At 66.8% G+C, this 21,476-nt stretch carries 18 protein-coding genes and 3 rRNA genes; 7 read left to right on the plus strand and 14 right to left on the minus strand.

Annotated elements, in window-relative coordinates; all coding sequences use genetic code 11:
• Positions 1-238: 238 nt before the first annotated feature.
• Entirely contained in the window at positions 239-1,693 is a 1,455-nt protein-coding gene (gene ahcY, locus CP970_RS26325; RefSeq protein ID WP_055553200.1) for an adenosylhomocysteinase, read from the plus strand.
• A gap of 169 nt (positions 1,694-1,862) precedes the next feature.
• The gene (locus CP970_RS26330) at positions 1,863-2,477 is read left to right on the plus strand and encodes a hypothetical protein (RefSeq protein WP_055553198.1); all 615 of its coding nucleotides are present in this window, start codon (positions 1,863-1,865) and stop codon (positions 2,475-2,477) included.
• A 32-nt stretch (positions 2,478-2,509) separates the two neighbouring features.
• Here the strand turns inward: CP970_RS26330 and CP970_RS26335 are convergent, their stop codons facing one another.
• The gene (locus CP970_RS26335; protein ID WP_150494000.1) at positions 2,510-3,469 is read right to left on the minus strand and encodes an RDD family protein; all 960 of its coding nucleotides are present in this window, start codon (positions 3,467-3,469) and stop codon (positions 2,510-2,512) included.
• Positions 3,470-3,557: 88 nt separating this feature from the next.
• On the opposite strand from CP970_RS26335, the gene CP970_RS26340 reads away from it, so the two are divergent.
• From CP970_RS26340 to rrf, 4 genes are all read left to right on the plus strand, one after another.
• Positions 3,558-4,565, plus strand: a complete 1,008-nt coding sequence (locus tag CP970_RS26340; RefSeq protein WP_150494002.1) for a stage II sporulation protein M — start codon at positions 3,558-3,560, stop codon at positions 4,563-4,565.
• Positions 4,566-5,150: 585 nt separating this feature from the next.
• Positions 5,151-6,676, plus strand: a 16S ribosomal RNA gene (locus CP970_RS26345).
• A 293-nt stretch (positions 6,677-6,969) separates the two neighbouring features.
• Positions 6,970-10,095: ribosomal RNA gene (locus CP970_RS26350) — 23S ribosomal RNA — on the plus strand.
• Between the two features lie 91 nt (positions 10,096-10,186).
• Positions 10,187-10,303: ribosomal RNA gene (rrf, locus tag CP970_RS26355) — 5S ribosomal RNA — on the plus strand.
• The 16S, 23S and 5S rRNA genes sit together here, the layout of an rRNA operon.
• An 84-nt stretch (positions 10,304-10,387) precedes the next feature.
• On the opposite strand, the gene CP970_RS26360 is transcribed toward rrf, so the two are convergent.
• The 5 genes from CP970_RS26360 to CP970_RS26380 are packed head-to-tail and all read right to left on the minus strand — an operon-like array spanning position 10,388 to position 16,001.
• Positions 10,388-11,698, minus strand: coding sequence for a DUF58 domain-containing protein (locus CP970_RS26360; RefSeq protein WP_150494004.1), 1,311 nt, complete (start codon positions 11,696-11,698; stop codon positions 10,388-10,390).
• Positions 11,698-12,687, minus strand: coding sequence for an AAA family ATPase (locus tag CP970_RS26365; RefSeq protein WP_150494006.1), 990 nt, complete (start codon positions 12,685-12,687; stop codon positions 11,698-11,700). The genes CP970_RS26360 and CP970_RS26365 overlap by 1 nt, the downstream gene beginning before the upstream one ends.
• Positions 12,687-13,967 (minus strand): DUF4350 domain-containing protein, encoded by a 1,281-nt coding sequence (locus tag CP970_RS26370; protein ID WP_079044084.1) that lies wholly within the window; start codon positions 13,965-13,967, stop codon positions 12,687-12,689. Before CP970_RS26370 ends, CP970_RS26365 begins: the two co-directional genes overlap by 1 nt.
• Positions 13,964-14,689, minus strand: coding sequence for a DUF4129 domain-containing protein (locus tag CP970_RS26375; RefSeq protein WP_055556951.1), 726 nt, complete (start codon positions 14,687-14,689; stop codon positions 13,964-13,966). The genes CP970_RS26370 and CP970_RS26375 overlap by 4 nt, the downstream gene beginning before the upstream one ends.
• Before the next feature lie 4 nt (positions 14,690-14,693).
• Positions 14,694-16,001: a DUF7544 domain-containing protein gene (locus CP970_RS26380; RefSeq protein WP_150494008.1), complete on the minus strand. Its 1,308-nt coding sequence runs from the start codon at positions 15,999-16,001 to the stop codon at positions 14,694-14,696.
• Between the two features lie 140 nt (positions 16,002-16,141).
• Between CP970_RS26380 and mtnA the strand changes: the two genes are divergently transcribed.
• Complete coding sequence (gene mtnA / locus CP970_RS26385) at positions 16,142-17,308, plus strand: S-methyl-5-thioribose-1-phosphate isomerase (protein WP_150494010.1); 1,167 nt, start codon at positions 16,142-16,144, stop codon at positions 17,306-17,308.
• Positions 17,309-17,390: 82 nt separating this feature from the next.
• On the opposite strand, the gene CP970_RS26390 is transcribed toward mtnA, so the two are convergent.
• From CP970_RS26390 to CP970_RS26420, 8 genes are all read right to left on the minus strand, one after another.
• A complete protein-coding gene (locus CP970_RS26390) occupies positions 17,391-18,662 on the minus strand; it encodes a tyrosine-type recombinase/integrase (RefSeq protein ID WP_055555643.1) in 1,272 nt (423 codons plus the stop codon).
• A complete protein-coding gene (locus tag CP970_RS26395; RefSeq protein WP_055555645.1) occupies positions 18,662-18,850 on the minus strand; it encodes a helix-turn-helix domain-containing protein in 189 nt (62 codons plus the stop codon). The genes CP970_RS26390 and CP970_RS26395 overlap by 1 nt, the downstream gene beginning before the upstream one ends.
• Entirely contained in the window at positions 18,847-20,238 is a 1,392-nt protein-coding gene (repSA, locus tag CP970_RS26400) for a replication initiator protein RepSA (protein ID WP_055555647.1), read from the minus strand. Before repSA ends, CP970_RS26395 begins: the two co-directional genes overlap by 4 nt.
• Positions 20,235-20,447: a hypothetical protein gene (locus tag CP970_RS26405; RefSeq protein WP_055555649.1), complete on the minus strand. Its 213-nt coding sequence runs from the start codon at positions 20,445-20,447 to the stop codon at positions 20,235-20,237. The genes repSA and CP970_RS26405 overlap by 4 nt, the downstream gene beginning before the upstream one ends.
• Before the next feature lie 5 nt (positions 20,448-20,452).
• Complete coding sequence (locus CP970_RS26410; RefSeq protein WP_055555651.1) at positions 20,453-20,641, minus strand: hypothetical protein; 189 nt, start codon at positions 20,639-20,641, stop codon at positions 20,453-20,455.
• Positions 20,642-20,732: 91 nt separating this feature from the next.
• Entirely contained in the window at positions 20,733-21,068 is a 336-nt protein-coding gene (locus CP970_RS26415) for a SpdD-like protein (RefSeq protein WP_150494012.1), read from the minus strand.
• A gap of 25 nt (positions 21,069-21,093) precedes the next feature.
• Positions 21,094-21,249: a hypothetical protein gene (locus CP970_RS44320; protein WP_191094954.1), complete on the minus strand. Its 156-nt coding sequence runs from the start codon at positions 21,247-21,249 to the stop codon at positions 21,094-21,096.
• Between the two features lie 26 nt (positions 21,250-21,275).
• Positions 21,276-21,467 (minus strand): mobile element transfer protein, encoded by a 192-nt coding sequence (locus CP970_RS26420; protein ID WP_055543616.1) that lies wholly within the window; start codon positions 21,465-21,467, stop codon positions 21,276-21,278.
• Between the last annotated feature and the right edge of the window lie 9 nt (positions 21,468-21,476).

Below are 21,476 nucleotides of genomic sequence, written 5' to 3' on the forward strand. Positions count from 1 at the left end.
GCCTCTGTGCCAGTGATGACGTGCCTGGAGGCGGGCTGGGGCTAGCTGGGCCAATCGGTGTAGCTTTGTGGGGAGCCAGACGTCGCTGCTGATGGCGGTCGGGCGGTCCGCGCACGGATCGTCCGAGGGAGAGAGGGCCTCCGACGGACTGCGCTGCGCGCGTCGGCACACCCCTGTGCCCGATGCCGCAGGTCAGCCATGTCCACCCCTCGACACATCCACGAGGAGCAGCTCACTCATGACTCTCATCAACGGCCAGGACTTCAAGGTCGCGGACCTCTCCCTCGCCGAGTTCGGCCGCAAGGAGATCACCCTCGCCGAGCACGAGATGCCCGGCCTGATGTCGATCCGCAAGGAGTTCGCGGCCACCCAGCCGCTGGCAGGCGCCCGCATCATGGGCTCGCTGCACATGACCGTGCAGACCGCCGTCCTCATCGAGACCCTGGTCGCCCTCGGCGCCGAGGTCCGCTGGGTCTCCTGCAACATCTTCTCGACCCAGGACCACGCGGCCGCCGCCATCGCGGTCGGTCCGAACGGCACCCCGGACAACCCCCAGGGCATCCCGGTCTTCGCCTGGAAGGGCGAGACCCTCGACGAGTACTGGTGGTGCACGGAGCAGGCCCTGACCTGGCCGAACACCCCCACCGGCGGCCCGAACATGATCCTGGACGACGGTGGCGACGCCACCCTCCTCGTCCACAAGGGCGTCGAGTACGAGAAGGCCGGCAAGGTCCCCTCGGTCGACACCGCGGAGAACGACGAGCACCGCGTCATCCTGCAGCTCCTCAACCGCACCATCACCGACGGCTCGCAGAAGTGGACCCAGCTCGCCTCGGAGATCCGCGGCGTGACCGAGGAGACCACGACCGGCGTCCACCGTCTCTACGAGATGCACCGCGACGGCTCGCTCCTCTTCCCCGCGATCAACGTCAACGACGCCGTCACCAAGTCGAAGTTCGACAACAAGTACGGCTGCCGCCACTCGCTGATCGACGGCATCAACCGCGCCACCGACGTCCTCATCGGCGGCAAGACCGCGGTCGTCCTCGGCTACGGCGACGTGGGCAAGGGCTGCGCGGAGTCCCTGCGCGGTCAGGGCGCCCGCGTGATCGTCACCGAGGTCGACCCGATCTGCGCGCTGCAGGCGGCGATGGACGGCTACCAGGTCACCACGCTCGACGAGATCGTCGACAAGGCCGACATCTTCGTCACCACGACCGGCAACAAGGACATCATCATGGCCTCGGACATGGCCAAGATGAAGCACCAGGCGATCGTGGGCAACATCGGCCACTTCGACAACGAGATCGACATGGCCGGCCTCGCGAAGATCGAGGGCATCGTCAAGGACGAGGTCAAGCCGCAGGTCCACACCTGGAAGTTCCCCGACGGCAAGGTCCTCATCGTGCTCTCCGAGGGCCGCCTGCTGAACCTGGGCAACGCGACGGGCCACCCGTCCTTCGTGATGTCCAACTCGTTCGCGGACCAGACGCTGGCCCAGATCGAGCTGTTCACCAAGCAGGACGAGTACCCGACCGACGTCTACGTGCTCCCCAAGCACCTGGACGAGAAGGTCGCCCGCCTCCACCTCGACTCGCTCGGCGTGAAGCTCACGACGCTCCGCCCCGAGCAGGCCTCGTACATCGGCGTCGAGGTCGAGGGCCCGTACAAGCCCGACCACTACCGCTACTGACGGTCGACCGGCCGCCGGTCAGCACCACTTCAGCAGGCCCTCGCCCCCGCGGCGGGGGCCTGCCCCTTTGCGCCCCACGTTCGTGACCCACATGCGCGGCCGGCAATTGCGGCCCACGCGTCGTGGCCGACGAGATTCACGCCAGGAACAGGACCGAGGACCGAGACCCATGCCCCGCGGCCGATATTCGCTCCATGATCCGCACGATCACACCCCCCTCGGTGAAGAACACTTCCACTGCGCCCCCGGCCCCTCCGGCTGGCGCTACGTCTCCCAACGCACCACCCCCTCGGGCGACCCCGCGGGCTCCGTCGACCTCGCGATCGACGACCACGGCCGCCCCATCCGCCTCGAACTCCACGCCGGCGACTGGCAGGTCCGCGCCGCGGCCCTCAACGGCGTCACCTGGGTCCGCACCGACCCCACCGGCGAACACGCGGAGGAGAACAACGCCCCCGCTCACGCCTTCACCGGCACGTCCCCCGCTTTCCTCGTCGCGACGGCCCGGCTCCTGAGCCTGACCCCCGCTTCCCCCGCGACCCGTCTACGCCTGGTCGCCTTCACGGATCCGGTCCTGGCCCCCCGCACCCTCGACCAGTCCTGGACCCTGCTGAAAAGAGAAGCACACGCCACTGACAACGGCCCGCTGACCGTGGACGAATACCAGGTCACAGCCCTGGACACCGGCGAACAGCACGCCGTCCACCTCACCGGCGACGTCGTCCTCTCGGCCCCCGGCATCGAGCTCGAACACCTCGAATCCCCGCCGTCGGCCTTCGCCTGACGACGCGCGCACGACCCGCCCGGCTCCGCCGCCTACGCGGGCGGCGCGAACCCCGTGGCGGGAGGCGAGGCCCCCTCGGCAGCCGAAGGCGAAGCGGCGGGCGCAGGCGCGGCGATAGGTGCGGACACAGGCGTCACGGGCGGGGGAAAGACAGCAGGGGAGCCCGCCCCGGCACCCGCCCCGGCACCCGCTTCAGCTCCGGCCCCTCCTCCATACCCGCCGTATCCCGCGTACGACGGCTCCGCCTGCCCAAACGCCCGCCGCGCATCCCGAGCCTGCCGCTCATTCACGACAGCGGCCAAATAGGCCGCCGGAGGAACGCCCTGTGGCGCGGGAGCTCCGGTCCGCTCCGCCAGATCGGTGGCGAGCCGCTCCGCCATCGCCCAGCCCACCTGCGGGTCCAACTGCCTCATCCGCGTGAGGTACTGCCGAATCGCCAGCCACAGCCCCTCGGGAACCCCGGACAGATCAAGCCCGGAGAACTGCCCGACCAGCCACGGCGGAGGCGGCGGAACGAACGCCCCCTGCCCCGAAGGCACCCGTTCACGCACGACGAGCGTTCCCGCGAACACATCCCCGAGCCGCCGCCCGCGCGCCGACACGAGCGACGCGACGCACGCGACGACCCCGAACGTCATCAGAATCTCGATGACCCCGACGGCCCCGCGCACCAGCGCGTGTCGGAACCGGATCGGACCGCCGTCGTCCCGCACCACCCGCAGCCCACACGCCAGCTTCCCCAGCGACCGCCCGTGACTGAGCGTCTCCACCGCGATGGGCCCGCCGATCAGAAGGAGTACGAAGGTGGCGACCGCGACAGCTGCGGCCGCGGCGTCGTCCAGCGAGGCGGTCGAGGCGAGGATCCCGACGGTCACCAGGAGATAGACGGTCCACGCCACGACCAGGTCGATCAGCACCGCAAGGGCCCGACTCGGCAGTTTCGCGGGACGCAGCTCCAGCGCCACCGCCTCACCTGTCACAAGCTCACTCACGCCCGCCGCCCTTCCCTGCCCTGCCCTCGGACTGGCCAGTCTGCCAAGCTGAACAGCCACGCGCCGCAGTACGAGGAGCAGCCACCCGATGGACCTCGACGTCTTCGTGTCCGCCCACCGAGCCGAGTGGGACCGACTCGACGCCCTGCTGCGCCGCCAACGCCGCCTCTCCGGAGCGGAGGCCGACGAACTCGTCACCCTCTACCAACGCACCGCGACGCATCTGTCCCTGATCCAGTCCAGCGCCCCGGACCCGCAACTCATCGGCCGCCTCACACACCTGGTGGCACGCGCGCGTAGTGCTGTGACAGGCACCCGTCGCGCTTCCTGGCGCGACGTGACCCACTTCCTGGCACGCGGTTTCCCCGCCGCGGTCTACCGCTCCCGCCACTGGTGGGTCCCCACGGCCCTGCTCTCGACGGTCCTCGCGGCCGTCATCGGCTGGTGGATCGCCACGCACCCCGAGGTCCAGGCATCGATCGCCGCCCCCAGCGAACTGCGCGAGCTCACCCGCCCCGGCGGCGAGTACGAGACGTATTACTCCAGCCATCCCGCGACCTCGTTCGCGGCACAGGTCTGGACGAACAACGCCCAGGCAGCCGCGATGTGCCTCGTCCTTGGCGCCTTCCTCTGCTTCCCCGTCATCTGGATCCTCTTCCAGAACATGCTGAACCTCGGGGTGGGCATCGGCCTGATGTCCTCGGCCGACCGCCTCGACACCTTCCTCGGCCTGGTCCTCCCGCACGGCCTCCTGGAACTGACCGCCGTCTTCGTAGCGGCCGGTACGGGCCTGCGCCTGGGTTGGACCGTCATCGACCCGGGCCCGCGCATCCGCCGCACGGCCCTCGCCGAGGAAGGCCGAGCGGCCCTCGGCATGGCGATCGGCCTGGCCCTGGTCCTCTTCGTCTCCGGCGCCATCGAAGGCTTCGTCACCCCCTCCGGCCTGCCGACCTGGGCCCGCATCAGCATTGGCGTCGCCGCTGAACTGGCCTTCTTCGCGTACGTCTACGTCCTTGGCGGCCGAGCGGCACGCGCGGGTGAAACGGGGGACCTGGACGGATCCGACCGCAGCTCCGAGGTCCCCCTCGCAGCGTGATGTGCGTACGGCCCCGCTGAGCTGCTAGTCTCCTCCTCGCCCCAAGAAAACCGTTGACACGGAAGGACTGGGGAGGTAGATTCGAACAGTTGCCTAGAGCTGGACAAGTCCGGCGGCAACGGTTAACATCTCCCTGCTTCTTGAATTTCATTAATCGAGAAGCCATCCCGATCGCATCGGAAATCTTGAGCCGGTAAGTCCGGCCAAAAACTTCTGATAAAGTCAGATCAGCCGAAAGGCAAAGGCCCTCCAACGGCCACCGGAAATGAAATCCGAACCGGAAACGGAACGGAAAACGGATCTGGTAAGGTTGGAAACACGAAATACCGAAGGGAAGCGCCCGGAGGAAAGCCCGAGAGGGTGAGTACAAAGGAAGCGTCCGTTCCTTGAGAACTCAACAGCGTGCCAAAAGTCAACGCCAGATATGTTGATACCCCGACTCACTTCGGTGAGTTGAGGTTCCTTTGAAAAAGTCCTGCACGGCCTCGGTCGTGCAGGCAGCACAGCGAGGACGCTGTGAACCGGGAGATTATTCCTCTCCTTGGTTCCGCTCTCGTGTGTGTCGCACCGGATTACCGGTACACATTCACGGAGAGTTTGATCCTGGCTCAGGACGAACGCTGGCGGCGTGCTTAACACATGCAAGTCGAACGATGAAGCCCTTCGGGGTGGATTAGTGGCGAACGGGTGAGTAACACGTGGGCAATCTGCCCTTCACTCTGGGACAAGCCCTGGAAACGGGGTCTAATACCGGATAACACCTTCTCTCGCATGGGAGAGGGTTGAAAGCTCCGGCGGTGAAGGATGAGCCCGCGGCCTATCAGCTTGTTGGTGAGGTAGAAGCTCACCAAGGCGACGACGGGTAGCCGGCCTGAGAGGGCGACCGGCCACACTGGGACTGAGACACGGCCCAGACTCCTACGGGAGGCAGCAGTGGGGAATATTGCACAATGGGCGAAAGCCTGATGCAGCGACGCCGCGTGAGGGATGACGGCCTTCGGGTTGTAAACCTCTTTCAGCAGGGAAGAAGCGAAAGTGACGGTACCTGCAGAAGAAGCGCCGGCTAACTACGTGCCAGCAGCCGCGGTAATACGTAGGGCGCAAGCGTTGTCCGGAATTATTGGGCGTAAAGAGCTCGTAGGCGGCTTGTCACGTCGGTTGTGAAAGCCCGGGGCTTAACCCCGGGTCTGCAGTCGATACGGGCAGGCTAGAGTGTGGTAGGGGAGATCGGAATTCCTGGTGTAGCGGTGAAATGCGCAGATATCAGGAGGAACACCGGTGGCGAAGGCGGATCTCTGGGCCATTACTGACGCTGAGGAGCGAAAGCGTGGGGAGCGAACAGGATTAGATACCCTGGTAGTCCACGCCGTAAACGGTGGGAACTAGGTGTTGGCGACATTCCACGTCGTCGGTGCCGCAGCTAACGCATTAAGTTCCCCGCCTGGGGAGTACGGCCGCAAGGCTAAAACTCAAAGGAATTGACGGGGGCCCGCACAAGCAGCGGAGCATGTGGCTTAATTCGACGCAACGCGAAGAACCTTACCAAGGCTTGACATATACCGGAAAGCATCAGAGATGGTGCCCCCCTTGTGGTCGGTATACAGGTGGTGCATGGCTGTCGTCAGCTCGTGTCGTGAGATGTTGGGTTAAGTCCCGCAACGAGCGCAACCCTTGTTCTGTGTTGCCAGCATGCCCTTCGGGGTGATGGGGACTCACAGGAGACTGCCGGGGTCAACTCGGAGGAAGGTGGGGACGACGTCAAGTCATCATGCCCCTTATGTCTTGGGCTGCACACGTGCTACAATGGCAGGTACAATGAGCTGCGAAGCCGCGAGGCGGAGCGAATCTCAAAAAGCCTGTCTCAGTTCGGATTGGGGTCTGCAACTCGACCCCATGAAGTCGGAGTTGCTAGTAATCGCAGATCAGCATTGCTGCGGTGAATACGTTCCCGGGCCTTGTACACACCGCCCGTCACGTCACGAAAGTCGGTAACACCCGAAGCCGGTGGCCCAACCCCTTGTGGGAGGGAGCTGTCGAAGGTGGGACTGGCGATTGGGACGAAGTCGTAACAAGGTAGCCGTACCGGAAGGTGCGGCTGGATCACCTCCTTTCTAAGGAGCATCTAGATTCCGCAAGGAATCCAGATGCCACTACGTCGGCAAATGTTCGACGGTGGTTGCTCATGGGTGGAACGTTGACTACTCGGCACGATCGGTTGGCTTCACTAGTACTGCTTCGGCGTGGAACGTGAAGGTTGATGGATCGGGTCGGGCACGCTGTTGGGTATCTGAGGGTACGGGTTTGTCCCGACCTCAATGCCGACCCCGGTGAAGCATCCTGGTAAGGGTGTGTGACGGGTGGTTGGTCGTTGTTTGAGAACTGCACAGTGGACGCGAGCATCTGTGGCCAAGTTTTTAAGGGCGCACGGTGGATGCCTTGGCACCAGGAACCGATGAAGGACGTGGGAGGCCACGATAGTCCCCGGGGAGTCGTCAACCAGGCTTTGATCCGGGGGTTTCCGAATGGGGAAACCCGGCAGTCGTCATGGGCTGTCACCCGCTGCTGAACACATAGGCAGTGTGGAGGGAACGCGGGGAAGTGAAACATCTCAGTACCCGCAGGAAGAGAAAACAACCGTGATTCCGGGAGTAGTGGCGAGCGAAACCGGATGAGGCCAAACCGTATGCGTGTGATACCCGGCAGGGGTTGCGCATACGGGGTTGTGGGATCTCTCTTTTGCAGTCTGCCGGCTGTGAGACGAGTCAGAAACCGTTGATGTAGACGAAGGACATGCGAAAGGTCCGGCGTAGAGGGTAAGACCCCCGTAGTCGAAACATCAGCGGCTCGTTTGAGAGACACCCAAGTAGCACGGGGCCCGAGAAATCCCGTGTGAATCTGGCGGGACCACCCGTTAAGCCTAAATATTCCCTGGTGACCGATAGCGGATAGTACCGTGAGGGAATGGTGAAAAGTACCGCGGGAGCGGAGTGAAATAGTACCTGAAACCGTGTGCCTACAAGCCGTGGGAGCGTCGGACATCAAGCTTGCTTGGTGTCTCGTGACTGCGTGCCTTTTGAAGAATGAGCCTGCGAGTTTGCGGTGTGTTGCGAGGTTAACCCGTGTGGGGAAGCCGTAGCGAAAGCGAGTCCGAATAGGGCGATTTAGTAGCGCGCTCAAGACCCGAAGCGGAGTGATCTAGCCATGGGCAGGTTGAAGCGGCTGTAAGAGGTCGTGGAGGACCGAACCCACCAGGGTTGAAAACCTGGGGGATGACCTGTGGTTAGGGGTGAAAGGCCAATCAAACTCCGTGATAGCTGGTTCTCCCCGAAATGCATTTAGGTGCAGCGTCGTGTGTTTCTTGCCGGAGGTAGAGCACTGGATAGGCGATGGGCCCTACCGGGTTACTGACCTTAGCCAAACTCCGAATGCCGGTAAGTGAGAGCGCGGCAGTGAGACTGTGGGGGATAAGCTCCATGGTCGAGAGGGAAACAGCCCAGAGCATCGACTAAGGCCCCTAAGCGTACGCTAAGTGGGAAAGGATGTGGAGTCGCACAGACAACCAGGAGGTTGGCTTAGAAGCAGCCACCCTTGAAAGAGTGCGTAATAGCTCACTGGTCTAGTGATTCCGCGCCGACAATGTAGCGGGGCTCAAGCGTACCGCCGAAGTCGTGTCATTGCGATATATACCCCCAACGGGGATCGTGATGGGTAGGGGAGCGTCGTGTGCCGGGTGAAGCTGCAGCGGAAGCTAGTGGTGGACGGTTCACGAGTGAGAATGCAGGCATGAGTAGCGATACATACGTGAGAAACGTGTGCGCCGATTGACTAAGGGTTCCTGGGTCAAGCTGATCTGCCCAGGGTAAGTCGGGACCTAAGGCGAGGCCGACAGGCGTAGTCGATGGATAACCGGTTGATATTCCGGTACCCGCTGTGAAGCGTCAAACATCGAATCAGGCGATGCTAAGTCCGTGAAGCCGTCCCGATCTCTTCGGAGTTGAGGGAAGTGGTGGAGCCGACGGACCAGACTTGTAGTAGGTGAGTGATGGGGTGACGCAGGAAGGTAGTCCAGCCCGGGCGATGGTTGTCCCGGGGTAAGGGTGTAGGACGTGAGGTAGGCAAATCCGCCTTGCATGAAGTCTGAGACCTGATGCCGAGCCGATTGTGGTGAAGTGGATGATCCTATGCTGTCGAGAAAAGCCTCTAGCGAGTTTCATGGCGGCCCGTACCCTAAACCGACTCAGGTAGTCAGGTAGAGAATACCGAGGCGTTCGGGTGAACTATGGTTAAGGAACTCGGCAAAATGCCCCCGTAACTTCGGGAGAAGGGGGGCCATCACCGGTGATGACATTTACTGTCTGAGCTGGGGGTGGCCGCAGAGACCAGCGAGAAGCGACTGTTTACTAAAAACACAGGTCCGTGCGAAGCCGTAAGGCGATGTATACGGACTGACGCCTGCCCGGTGCTGGAACGTTAAGGGGACCGGTTAGTGCGCTTTCGGGCGTGCGAAGCTGAGAACTTAAGCGCCAGTAAACGGCGGTGGTAACTATAACCATCCTAAGGTAGCGAAATTCCTTGTCGGGTAAGTTCCGACCTGCACGAATGGCGTAACGACTTCTCGACTGTCTCAACCATAGGCCCGGTGAAATTGCACTACGAGTAAAGATGCTCGTTTCGCGCAGAAGGACGGAAAGACCCCGGGACCTTTACTACAGTTTGATATTGGTGTTCGGTTCGGCTTGTGTAGGATAGGTGGGAGACTTTGAAGCGGGCACGCCAGTGTTCGTGGAGTCAACGTTGAAATACCACTCTGGTCGTGCTGGATGTCTAACCTCGGTCCGTGATCCGGATCAGGGACAGTGTCTGATGGGTAGTTTAACTGGGGCGGTTGCCTCCCAAAGAGTAACGGAGGCGCCCAAAGGTTCCCTCAGCCTGGTTGGTAATCAGGTGTTGAGTGTAAGTGCACAAGGGAGCTTGACTGTGAGACCGACGGGTCGAGCAGGGACGAAAGTCGGGACTAGTGATCCGGCGGTGGCTTGTGGAAGCGCCGTCGCTCAACGGATAAAAGGTACCCCGGGGATAACAGGCTGATCTTCCCCAAGAGTCCATATCGACGGGATGGTTTGGCACCTCGATGTCGGCTCGTCGCATCCTGGGGCTGGAGTCGGTCCCAAGGGTTGGGCTGTTCGCCCATTAAAGCGGTACGCGAGCTGGGTTTAGAACGTCGTGAGACAGTTCGGTCCCTATCCTCTGTGCGCGTAGGAATATTGAGAAGGGCTGTCCCTAGTACGAGAGGACCGGGACGGACGAACCTCTGGTGTGCCAGTTGTCCTGCCAAGGGCATGGCTGGTTGGCTACGTTCGGAAAGGATAACCGCTGAAAGCATCTAAGCGGGAAGCCTGCTTCGAGATGAGTATTCCCACCCCCTTTGAGGGGTTAAGGCTCCCAGTAGACGACTGGGTTGATAGGCCAGATCTGGAAGCCCGGTAACGGGTGGAGGTGACTGGTACTAATAGGCCGAGGGCTTGTCCTCAGTTGCTCGCGTCCACTGTGTTGGTTCTGAAACCACGAACAACCCCGTATGTCGGGCCACGACTACGGTGCGGTTGACAGTTTCATAGTGTTTCGGTGGTCATAGCATGAGGGAAACGCCCGGTTACATTCCGAACCCGGAAGCTAAGCCTCATAGCGCCGATGGTACTGCAGGGGGGACCCTGTGGGAGAGTAGGACGCCGCCGAACTCATTGTAGAGAAAACCCCCGCACCATTCGGTGCGGGGGTTTTCTGCGTTCCGGACCAATTTCCTTGCCCTTTTCTCTTTTCTGTCAGAGGCGGCCGGCGGCTTTGAGGGACAGGTAGGCGTCTGCCAGTGCCGGGGCCAGTTCGTGCGGGGTGGCGTCCACGACCGTTACGCCTCGGCGCGTGAGCTGTTCTGCCGTGCGGTGGCGTTCTGACTGGGCCTGGGCCGCGGCCGCCGCGTCGTACACCGCTTCTGTTGTGCCGCGGGACTTGGCCATCTGCTCGATGTGCGGGTCGGCCACCGAGGCGACCAGGACGGTGTGGCGTTTGGTGAGCCGGGAGAGTACGGGGAGCAGACCCTCTTCCACCGGGGCCCTGTCGAGGCTGGTGAGGAGCACGATCAGGGAGCTGCGGGGCGCCGTGCGCAGGGCCGTCGCGGTCAGGCCCCGGGCGTCGGTCTCGATGAGTTCGGGTTCGAGCGTGGCCAGCGCGTTGACCAGGGAGGGCAGGACTTCTCCTGCCGCTCGGCCCTGGACGAGGGCGCGTACCCGGCGGTCGTACGCGAGGAGGTCGACGCGGTCGCCTGCTCGGGACGCCAGGGCGGCCAGGAGAAGCGCCGCGTCCATGGAGGCGTCGAGGCGCGGGGCGTCGCCGACGCGGCCTGCCGAGGTGCGGCCGGTGTCGAGGACCAGAAGGATGTGCCGGTCGCGTTCCGGACGCCAGGTGCGGACCGCGACGGTGGACTGGCGGGCGGTGGCGCGCCAGTCGATGGAGCGGGTGTCGTCGCCGGGGACGTAGTCGCGGAGGCTGTCGAACTCGGTGCCCTGGCCGCGGATCAACACGCTGGTGCGGCCGTCGAGTTCGCGCAGGCGGGCCAGTTTGGAGGGGAGGTGCTTCCGGCTGGCGAACGGGGGCAGGACGCGGACGGTCCAGGGGACCTGATGACTGCCCTGGCGGGTGAAGAGGCCGAGTGGGCCGTACGAGCGGATGGTGACGCGGTCGGCGTGGTGGTCGCCGCGGCGGGTGGGCCGCAGTCGGGTGGTGAGGCGGCGGCGTTCGCCGGGCGGGATCGTCGAGTGGTGACGGGACGCGGTGACCTCGGTGCCGGGCTGCCAGCTGCTGGGGGGCCAGGCGTCGCGGAGTTCGGCGCGCAGGGGGCGGCCGGAAGGGTTCGTGACGGTGAGTTCGACGTCGGCGGACTCGCCGAGGCGTGCGGAGGTGTCGCCGGAGCGGGTCAGACGCAGTCGGCGTACGGGGGCGGCCAGGGCGAAGTCGCAGGCGCAGGCCAGGGCCAGCGGGGCGTTGACGGCGAGCATGCCGGTCCAGCCGGGGGCCCAGATGCCCACGGGGAGGCTGCCGAGGGCCGCCAGGAGGGCGGTGCGTCCGGTGAGGGCCATCAGCGGGGGACCGGGACCTGGGCGAGGATCGCGTTGATGACGGAGTCCGCTGTGACGCCCTCCATCTCGGCCTCGGGGCGGAGTTGGATGCGGTGGCGGAGCGTGGGGAGGGCCAGGGCCTTCACGTCGTCGGGGATGACGTAGTCGCGGCCGGTGAGCCAGGCCCAGGCGCGGGCCGTGGAGAGCAGGGCCGTCGCGCCGCGGGGTGAGACGCCGAGCGTGAGGGACGGGGATTCGCGGGTGGCGCGGCAGATGTCCACTACGTAGGCGGTGATCTCGGGGGAGACGGTCGTCTTCGCGACGGCGGTGCGGGCGGCTTCCAGTTCGGCGGGGCCCGCTACGGGGCGTACCCCCGCGGCGCGCAGGTCGCGGGGGTTGAAGCCCTCGGCGTGGCGGGTGAGGACGTCGATCTCGTCCTGGCGGGAGGGGAGAGGGACCGTCAGTTTGAGGAGGAAGCGGTCCAGTTGGGCCTCGGGGAGGGGGTATGTGCCCTCGTACTCCACCGGGTTCTGGGTGGCCGCCACGAGGAACGGCTCGGGGAGGGGACGCGGGGTGCCGTCGACCGTGACCTGGCGTTCCTCCATCGCTTCGAGGAGCGAGGACTGGGTCTTGGGCGGCGTGCGGTTGATTTCGTCGGCCAGCAGGAGGTTGGTGAAGACCGGTCCTGGCTGGAAGGAGAACTCGGTGGTGCGGGCGTCGTAGACGAGGGAGCCGGTGATGTCGCTCGGCATCAGGTCGGGGGTGAACTGGACGCGCTTGGTGTCGAGTTCGAGGGACGCGGCGAGGGCGCGTACGAGCAGGGTCTTCGCGACTCCGGGGACGCCTTCGAGGAGGACGTGGCCGCGGCACAGGAGCGCGACGACCAGGCCGGTGACGGCGGGGTCCTGGCCGACCACGGCCTTGGAGATCTCGGCGCGCAGGGCTTCGAGGGAAGCGCGTGAGCTGCGGGAATCTCCGGTGGGCCCGGCGTTGTCAGTGGTCGGGTCCATCATGAATGGCGTACCTCTCTTTCGAGGGCGTCGAGTTGGTCGGCGAGGGCGATGAGTGCCGCGTCGTTGCCGGGAGGCGTCCCGAAGAGCAGGGGGAGCAGGTCTCGGTCGGGGGAGGGGAATCGGGTGGAGAGCGCGGGGAGCAGGGTCTCGGGTGCGTGGGCCTGGGCGGGGGAGACGCCGACGAGCGGGGCGAGACGGCTGCGGGTGGCGGTGCGCAGGGCGTTGGCCGCGCGGTCGCGGGCGTTGGCCTTGCGGTAGAGGCGGGCGCGGCCTTCGACGGTTTCGGAGGCGCGGATGGCCACGGGAAGGCGTTCGAGGACGAGGGGGCCGAGTCGGCGTGCGCGCCACAGGGCGGCGAGCACGGCGGCGAGGGTGAGTTGCAGGGTGGCCCAGCGCCAGCCGGAGGGGATCAGGTCGAAGAAGCCGCGGGGTTCGTCGTCGGAGAGGGAGGGGAGGTACCAGACCAGGTGGGGTCGTGAGCCCAGGAGTTGGAGGGCGAGCGAGGCGTTGCCGTGCTGGTCGAGACGGTCGTTGTAGAGGATGTCGGGGGCGCCGAGGACGACGGTGTCGCCCTTTCCACGGGGGGTGGGGAGTTGCAGGAGGCTGGGCAGGCCGTCGCTGAGGTAGCAGGCCGCGGCGTCCGGGGCGAGGGTGTCGTAGCGGATGCCGCCCATGTCGGCGTCGCCCGCGCGGCGGGCCGCGGGCAGGGAGCAGCCGGGGGAGAGCGTGGAGTCGACGCTGGGGCTGCCGTCCGCGGTGACCCCGGGTGCGAGGGTGTCGATGGAGGGGGCGCCGGGGGTGATGAGGACGGTGCGTCCGCCGGAGTCCTTGGTGGCCGAGTGCAGGCGGGACTGCTGGCGTTCGGTGAGGACGTCGGGGTTGGCCACGAGGAGGGTCGTGTCGGGTCCGGCGGCGGTCCTGGCCTCTTCGACGGTGGTGACCACGCGGGTGGATACGCCCTGGTCGGCGAGGAGTTCGGCGACGGCCCGGCTGCCGTAGGGGTCGGTGGTGCGCGGGTCGAGGCGGCCGTGCTGGGCGCCGGAGCGGACCGCGGCGATGGCGATGGCCGCCGCCAGGAGGACGACCAGGGCGAGGGCGATGCCGCGGGTGCGGGTCCAGAGCTGGCGGGGGGTGGCCGAGGTCGACGTCGGGGCAGTGGCCTGACGCGGTGGTGTGCCGGGCTGCGGCGCGGTGTCGGTCCCGGTGATGGGGCCAGGTGTGGGCGCGGGCGGCTGTGGCGGTTCGGCGGAGCTGGTGGGGCCGGTGGAGCCGGTCATTCGGCGGCTCCCTGGGAGCTGCTGCTCGCTGTGGTGTGGGCGGTGCTCGGCAGGACCGGCTTGGTGCGTTCGAGGTCGCGGTCGAGTTCGGCGATGCGCAGGTATGCCGGTTCGTCGGCGGTGCGGCCGCCGTACGTCACGTCGTCGAACTCCCGGGCGGCGGTGTGCAGTCGGCCGGCGTGGGAGGGAAGGTGGTGGCCCGCTTCCGCCGCCGCTTCGTCGGCGGTGCGTCCGGGGCGTACGTCGAGCAGGGCGCGCTCTTCCAGGGAGCGGACGACGGCGCGCATGCGTTCCTGGACGGCTTGGTTCCAGTGGCCCTGGGCCGCGTGTGCCTCGGCGGCCGCGCGGTGTTCCGCGGCGCTGCGGGGGCGGTCGTCGAAGAGGGGCGGCGCGGAGGTGGGCGTGCGCTGCGGGGTGCCGAGGCGCCACCACAGGGCGACGGCGAGGAGTACGACGGCGAGGACGATGACCAGGAGGCCGAACCCGCCGCCCGGGGTGGCCCCCGAGGCGGCGGAGAACAGGTCGTCGACCCAGCCCCAGAAGCGGTTCAGGGCCCGCTGGAAGAGGCTGGGGTCGTTCTCGTGGTACATCGGCTTGGACAGTTCGCGCTCGGCTGCTTCCCGCGCGGGGTCGCGCGGGATCGTCACCGGCGGGTCGTCGCCGGTGCGCGGCAGCAGCGGTGCTGCCCCGAGCCTCGTGAGAACTGCCCCCGCCGCCGTCACCGCATCAGCTCCCCGGGGTGCCGGGCGCGGTGGTCCCGTGGCCGGGGAGGCCCGCGGCGCGGGCGAGTTCGAGGTCGAGGGCCTCGCGGCGGATCCGCTGGTCGATGTAGAGCAGCACGGTGACCCCGGCCGTGATGGGGAACGTGAGCATGGAGCCGATCACCGAGCCGACGCCGCTGACGATCAGGAAGGTCCAGCCCAGGTCGCCCGCGTTGTCGAGGAAGCCCGTGACGCCTTCGCCGCTGAGCGCGCCCGCGATGAACGTGAACGGGATGACGATGATCGATGCCACGACGTTCGCGATGATCGCGGCGAGCAGCTGGATGCCGAAGACGCGCCACCAGGAGCCGCGGACGAGCTTGACCGAGCGGGCGAGGGACTTCTTGACGCCCTGCTTCTCCAGCATCAGCGCGGGCGAGGCGAGCGAGAAGCGGACCACGATCCAGAGGGCGGCGACGGTCGCGGCCAGGCCGCCGAGGATGGCGAGACTGGCTCCGGCGTCGGAGGCGCCCGCCAGCGCGATCAGCAGGCCGGGCAGGACGCCGACGCCGACGATCGCGACGCCGATGAGCGGGATGAGCAGCGTCAGGCCGAACAGCCGCGCCAGTTGGGGCCGGGAGTCCTGCCAGGCTTCCGACGTGGTCACCGACTTACCGAGCACCGCGCGGCTGGTGACCATCGTGAGCAGGGCCGTCGCGACGATCGTGCCGAGCAGGGTGATCACGAGGACCACTCCGGAGCTGAGCATCGTGTCGCCCATGGCGCGGGTCAGTTCGCCGAGGGTCGCGCTCGGGTCGTTCAGGGCATCCGTGTCGACGGTGTCGTTCAGGACGAGGCCTTGCAGGAGGACGACGACGACCTCCGTGAGGACGGCGACCGTCAGCGAGATGCCGAGGACCGTGCGCCAGTGGGCGCGCATCGTGGACACCGCGCCGTCCAGGATCTCGCCCACGCCGAGCGGCCGGAGCGGGATGACGCCGGGCTTGGCGGCGGGCGGCGGGCCCTGCCAGGCGCCCCAGCCTCGGTAGCCGCCGGGGCCGCCGGTACCTCCCGGGGCGCCGGGACCGCCGGGGCGCTGGCCGCCCCAGCCGCCGCCCTGGGCGGGCGGCGGAGGCGGAGGTGGCGGGGTCTGGCCCGGGCCCGGGGTGCTGGGCGGGGACCACTGGGCGGGCGGCGGCTGCTCCTTGGACCACTTCGAGGGCGGGCCGCTCTGCTGTTCGGCGGCCGTGGGCTCGGCGGAGTCCGGCTTGCCGGAGTCCGGTCCGTCGGAGGGGGCAGATCCGGGCGAGGCCCAGCCCGGAGTGTCGTTCATCGTCGCTCCTTCACGGTGCCCGTCCGCGGTTGCGGCGGCAGGTTGTCAGCCATCGTGTCACGGTGCACCGGCGTCGGGGCCGGGCGCCGTAGGGGCTGTAGACCTTCAATTGTCCGATGGGTACGGGGCAGACTGGGCGGATGGCTGATCAGTACGCGCAATCCAGCGAGCACACACGGCCGACCGAGCTCCCGGCGATCCCCGCGATCCCCGCGATCCGTTGGGACGAACCCCCTGAAGGGCCCGTGCTGGTCCTCCTCGACCAGACCAGGCTGCCGGGCGAGGAAAGCGAGTTGGTGTGCACCGACGCACCGGCTCTGGTGGACGCGATCCGGACGCTGGCGGTGCGCGGGGCACCGCTGCTCGGCATCGCGGGGGCGTACGGCGTCGCCCTGGCCGCCGTCCGCGGGTTCGACGTGGACGAGGCGGCGGACGCCCTCGCGGGGGCGCGGCCCACCGCGGTCAACCTTGCGTACGGTGTACGCAGGGCGCAGGCGGCGTACCGTACCGCGATAGCCGGTGGTGATGGTGTCGGCGGGGCGGCCGGTGCCGCGCTGGCCGCGGCGCGGGCACTGCACGCCGAGGACGCTCGGGCCAGCACGGAGATGGCGGCGCGCGGTCTGGCGCTGCTCGACGAGCTGTTGCCCGGCGGCGGGCACCGGATCCTCACGCACTGCAACACGGGGGCGCTCGTCTCCGGTGGCGAGGGCACGGCGTTCGCGGTCGCGCTCAAGGCGCATCGGGAAGGGAGTCTGCGCAGGCTGTGGGTGGACGAGACGCGGCCGCTGCTGCAGGGGGCCCGGCTCACCGCCTATGAGGCGGCACGGAACGAAATGGCGTACACCTTGCTCACGGACAACGCGGCGGGTTCGCTGTTCGCGGCGGGAGAGGTGGATGCCGTACTGATCGGTGCGGACCGCATCGCGGCCGACGGTTCGGTGGCGAACAAGGTGGGGAGCTATCCGCTCGCCGTGCTGGCGCGATATCACCATGTGCCGTTCATCGTGGTGGCGCCGGTGACGACCGTGGACCCGGCCACCCCGGATGGGGCGTCCATCGAGGTGGAGCTGCGGTCCGGCCATGAAGTGACGGAGGTCACGGTGCCGTACGCGCCGATGACCGGGAGAGACGCGGGAGGCGGTATTCCGGTGGCCCCCCTGGGGACCCAGGCGTACAACCCCGCATTCGACGTGACGCCGCCGGAGTTGGTGACGGCGATCGTCACGGAAGAGGGCGTTCTGTCACCTGTGACAGCAGAGGGCCTTGTCGAGCTGTGTGCCAGGTCACGCCAGGTAACGATTAGCTAATGGGATGTTGTCGGCCTGATCGTCGAAATCGGCCCCTTCACCTGCGGCGATTCACAGGGGGAGGGGCCGTGACATCCAAGCTCTACATCAACGAAGCCTCACGGTCCGCCTGACCAGCCTCTAACTGCTGGATGCGGGCCGGTTGCCGCAGCAGCCGATCAAGCTGACTTACCGCTGCAACAACATCAGGGTCCAGTGCCTCAGCGTAGATGTCGAGCGTCGTTGCGATCCGGCTGTGCCGCAGAATCGCCTTGATGACTCGTGGGTGCACCTTGAGGTGGACCAGAAGCGTGCCGCAGGACTTGCGGAGCCCCTTGGGGTTCATCTTCCCGAGTTGCTCAGCCTCTGACTCGTCAGCCTCGAAGAAGTACGGCGAGGGCTCCGGGTAGAGGTTCGCCGCCTCGATCACGCGCTGCATGGTCAGATAGAGGTTCTCCGCGAGGAGCGGGCGACCAGTCCGAGTGACGAACACATGCCCCTCAGGATCATCGAACCAAGGACGTCCTCTGCTGATCGCGCGCTCTCGCAACCAGGCCGTACGCATGCGAGTCCACCGCAACGGGGCGATGCACTGCGCGGGCAGCGGCAAGGGGGCCTTGGAAGTCTTGGACTTGGGATCCACGTCGACCGTGCCAGCACTCGTGCGCTGTCGCTGCTGCTCCACCCAGAGAATGCGATTGTCCAGGTCGATGTATTCCCACCGAAGGCCGCACACTTCCGCTCGTCGCAGGCCCAACAGGCAGAGGAGGAGGAACGCCGGGTAGTACACCGTCAGACGCCGAGCCGCAGCCAGGAAGCGCAGGACCGTCACGGCGTCCCAGCTCTTCCCACTGTCCGTGGGCGCCCGGACGTGCACGAGCTTGGCCACGTTCCGCGTGAGTCCGATGTCTTCGACCATCGCAGCCGTAAGCGCCGCTGAGAGCACCCGGAGGACATGCCGGGCGGTCTTGGCGGTCTTCTCCTCTGCCAGAAGCTTCACGGCCCCGCGCAGCTCTTTGACGCCCAACTTGACCATGACTTTGGAGCCGAGACGCGGACGCAGGTGATTGCGCACGGCCTGTTCGTAAGTCCGATAGCTACCTGCGGAGAGATCCGGCTTGACGATGACCGCCAACCAGTAGTCGAACCACTGGCCCAAGGTCATGTCCCGGGTCGGCGTTGGAATGCCGCTGTTGGCGCGCTCAAGCAGATCGCGGCGCATCCCGTCGCACTCGTCGAAGGTCTTCCCGTAGGCGTACTTCCGCTTCCTGGTTCCGTCTGGCTGTGGGACGTATACGGCTGCCTGATAGCGGCCATCGGCACGCCTGGTGACTGTGCCCGAGCCGTTGGGGTTGCGCTTGCGCTGACCAGCCATCAGGAAGCTTCATCAAGCCGCGATTGGATGTAGTCCTGGATAGCGCTCTCGGGGATGCGGCGGGCGCGGCCCTCGGTGATGGAGACGAGCCGCTTCGCCCGGATCAAGTCATAGACCTTGGTGCGCCCGTACTTGAGCCGGGCCATGGTCTCCTTCACGGTCAACAGTTCAGGGGCTCGCGCGATCATGTTGCGGCTCCTTCCAGGGCTAGTTGGTCGTGCAGGGCTTCGCGGGCGGTCTCCCGGTTGAGCTGGAGGTCTTGGGCGATGGTGGCGGCGAGGGCGGATTCGCCGGGGGTGTGGCCGTGTCCGGCGTATTGCCAGTCGGCGAGGACGAGCACGGTGTCCGGGTCGGTGTCGTCGAGTCCGAGGGTGTGGCGTTCTTGGGTGGCGCGGTAGTCGGCTCGGAGCTGGCGGAGGGTGCCCAGGGTGGTGGAGTAGCGGCGGGACTTGGTGGAGAAGTGGCCCCGGAAGCCGAGCATGTGAGCCCAGGCCCACAGGCGCCGGTCGGGGTAGAGCGGATCGAGCAGCTTGCAGGCTTTGATCAGGCGGCGAGCGTGGTCGGGGACGTGGTGGCGGTCAAGTTCGGTGAGTTCGCCAATCCGGCGATCGAGGGTGCCGGTTGTCTCGGCTGCTTTGGTGGCGTACTTGGCGACGTAGGAGGCCACTGCCTGCTCGGTGATGTCGGTGCCATCGTCGAAGGCCTTGATCGGCCGGATGTCGAGTTGGGCGCCCCAGCGGAAGACGCGTGCGGGTTGGTCGTCGACCGCCGAAACGTTGATCGTGGTGTAGGGGTGTGCGGCGGCGGCGCGGATGGCGTGGGTGAGGAGTTCGGCGGTGGCCCAGCACGGCGGTCGGTCTTCGGGCCCGTCGGGTCCGTCAAGGCGGATCACGGCGTGGAAGTGGATGGCGCCGCGTTTCTGGAATTCGGCGACCTTGCCGTAGGAGAGCCGTACGGCGTCGGCGAGTTCGCGGCGGGTGAGTCCGGCACGGGCGGCGAGTTCGCGGCGCAGGCGGGTGGTGAAGCGCTGCCAGAGGTCTCCTGCGTGGTTGTTGAACAGGACCGCCCCGGCGTAGTCGTAGATCGCCGGATCGAGCGCCGTACCGATGACCGGGGCGTCTTCTGTGTGCGGGGTGCCGCAGCGGCAGCGGCCGTGGGTGGGCCGGTTGTGGACGGGTCCGAAGGAGGGGGCGGTGAGGGTAGCGAAGACGCGGGGGTGATCGCGGACGGTGGTGGGGATGTCCTTGTCGGTGTCTCCGACGAGTCCGGCGCGGATGAGGTGGTAGGTGTCCCCGGCGTACGTCCAGGCGCAGGCGGGGCAGCGGGAGGCGCGGCGGTTGCCGCAGGCGATGCGCAGGCGTCCGCCCGGCTCGTGCTCGGTCGTGTAGTGGTGCAGGGTCTGGCCGGTCGTCTTGTCCTTGGTCAGGGACCAGCCGGTCAGGTGGATGGGGTTGGCACAGCCACCAGTGCGCTTGATCTGGTCTTGCCAGCGGTCGAAGTCGGGTTGGGAAGCCACCCTCAGCAGATCGCCCAGGGTGATGGGGTCCAGGCCTGCAAAGGACGCGGTGTCGCTCATGCGTGGTCCCCCTCGTTCTGCCTCTTGGGGGTGCGGTCGGAGCAGAAGCGATCGGCGCCGGGGTGCTGCTCGTTCCACGCTTCGGCGCAGACCTTGTGAACTGCTTCGCCCGTGTGGGAACGCAGCGGGGTGGACTTGCCGCACAAGGTGCAGGGGCAGGCGCCGCGATGATCGAAGTGCTCACCGGAATGCCAGTTGAGGAGGCCCATGACGGTCACCTCCCGGCAGTGGCGAAGGTCGGGGGACGGTCGAACAGGGCGCCGACGCCGTGGCAGTCCTTGCAATCGACGGTGATGGTCCGCAGGTGGCCGTGCCGATCGCGTCCGCCCGAGGTGATGGCGACGGAGGCGACGCCATCGCAGGACGGGCAGATTCGGGGCACAGCAAAGCCACGGTCGGTCATGATGGAGGTTCCTTCCGGTTGAGAGATCGGGTAGGGGCGCGGGCCGTCCGGGCGGCGGATTCTTGGTCGTTGAGGCCGCCCGGAGGGCCGGTCAACGCTGCTTGGCCTGAGCGCCGATCAGGGAGCGGATGACCAGGGCACAGATCGCGAGCGCGGTGGCGGTGACGGCAACCGCCAGGAGCACGGAGACCAGGACCGCGCCGACGACCAGGACCACGGCCGTGCCACCACCGACCACGGCAAGCAGGGAGCCGGGGGTGAGCTGCGCCGTCGGACGGACAGGCGCGACCGGCGCCGGGGCGGCGTGTCGGCAGGCGCAGCACGTGGGGGCATGGGGGTGGCCAGGCTGAGTGATTGCGGTCGGGGTGAGGATCGGGATCGGGTCACCGGTCGGGGCCGGGTTGATGGGGATGCGGGGATGGAACATGGGTGGGGCCTTCCTTCGGGGCGGGTTACTTGACGGCGGTGTCGAGGGCTGGGGCGAGCAGGCTGTCGGCGAGGAGGTAGCCGCCGAGCAGCAGCACGACGACGAGCCAGAGCGGCGGACGGGCCAGCTTGATGCCGAGGTAGCCGATCACCGCGAGGGTGAACCAGAGGGGGACGGACATGACCGGGTCTCCTGTCTGGGCCGGGGTCAGCGGATTTGGCAGTGGTGGCCCTTGGCGGCCATGCAGGCGCCGGAGTAGGTGTTGAAGTCACCGGACCAGCCGCAGCCGTCGGTGGTGCAGGCGGCGGTGTAGCAGTTGCGGCCTTCGCGGTTGTGGTCAGTGCCGATCTCTACGGGTCCGTAGGCCATGACTCGCTGGAAGAAGAAGCCGTGCGGCATGACGGTGAT

This window comes from Streptomyces kanamyceticus (assembly GCF_008704495.1).
GTDB classification, from domain to species: Bacteria; Actinomycetota; Actinomycetes; order Streptomycetales; family Streptomycetaceae; genus Streptomyces; species Streptomyces kanamyceticus.

Coding starts and splice junctions, on each gene's coding strand:
- CP970_RS26410 (WP_055555651.1), bottom strand. CDS start 20,641: ATGACCGACCGTGGCTTTGCTGTGCCCCGAATCTGCCCGTCCTGCGAT.
- CP970_RS26405 (WP_055555649.1), bottom strand. CDS start 20,447: ATGGGCCTCCTCAACTGGCATTCCGGTGAGCACTTCGATCATCGCGGC.
- ahcY (WP_055553200.1), top strand. CDS start 239: ATGACTCTCATCAACGGCCAGGACTTCAAGGTCGCGGACCTCTCCCTC.
- CP970_RS26370 (WP_079044084.1), bottom strand. CDS start 13,967: ATGACCGGCTCCACCGGCCCCACCAGCTCCGCCGAACCGCCACAGCCG.
- CP970_RS26340 (WP_150494002.1), top strand. CDS start 3,558: ATGGACCTCGACGTCTTCGTGTCCGCCCACCGAGCCGAGTGGGACCGA.
- CP970_RS26365 (WP_150494006.1), bottom strand. CDS start 12,687: ATGGACCCGACCACTGACAACGCCGGGCCCACCGGAGATTCCCGCAGC.
- CP970_RS26360 (WP_150494004.1), bottom strand. CDS start 11,698: ATGGCCCTCACCGGACGCACCGCCCTCCTGGCGGCCCTCGGCAGCCTC.
- mtnA (WP_150494010.1), top strand. CDS start 16,142: ATGGCTGATCAGTACGCGCAATCCAGCGAGCACACACGGCCGACCGAG.
- CP970_RS26395 (WP_055555645.1), bottom strand. CDS start 18,850: ATGATCGCGCGAGCCCCTGAACTGTTGACCGTGAAGGAGACCATGGCC.
- CP970_RS26390 (WP_055555643.1), bottom strand. CDS start 18,662: ATGGCTGGTCAGCGCAAGCGCAACCCCAACGGCTCGGGCACAGTCACC.
- CP970_RS26330 (WP_055553198.1), top strand. CDS start 1,863: ATGCCCCGCGGCCGATATTCGCTCCATGATCCGCACGATCACACCCCC.
- CP970_RS26380 (WP_150494008.1), bottom strand. CDS start 16,001: ATGAACGACACTCCGGGCTGGGCCTCGCCCGGATCTGCCCCCTCCGAC.
- repSA (WP_055555647.1), bottom strand. CDS start 20,238: ATGAGCGACACCGCGTCCTTTGCAGGCCTGGACCCCATCACCCTGGGC.
- CP970_RS26415 (WP_150494012.1), bottom strand. CDS start 21,068: ATGTTCCATCCCCGCATCCCCATCAACCCGGCCCCGACCGGTGACCCG.
- CP970_RS44320 (WP_191094954.1), bottom strand. CDS start 21,249: ATGTCCGTCCCCCTCTGGTTCACCCTCGCGGTGATCGGCTACCTCGGC.
- CP970_RS26420 (WP_055543616.1), bottom strand. CDS start 21,467: ATGCCGCACGGCTTCTTCTTCCAGCGAGTCATGGCCTACGGACCCGTA.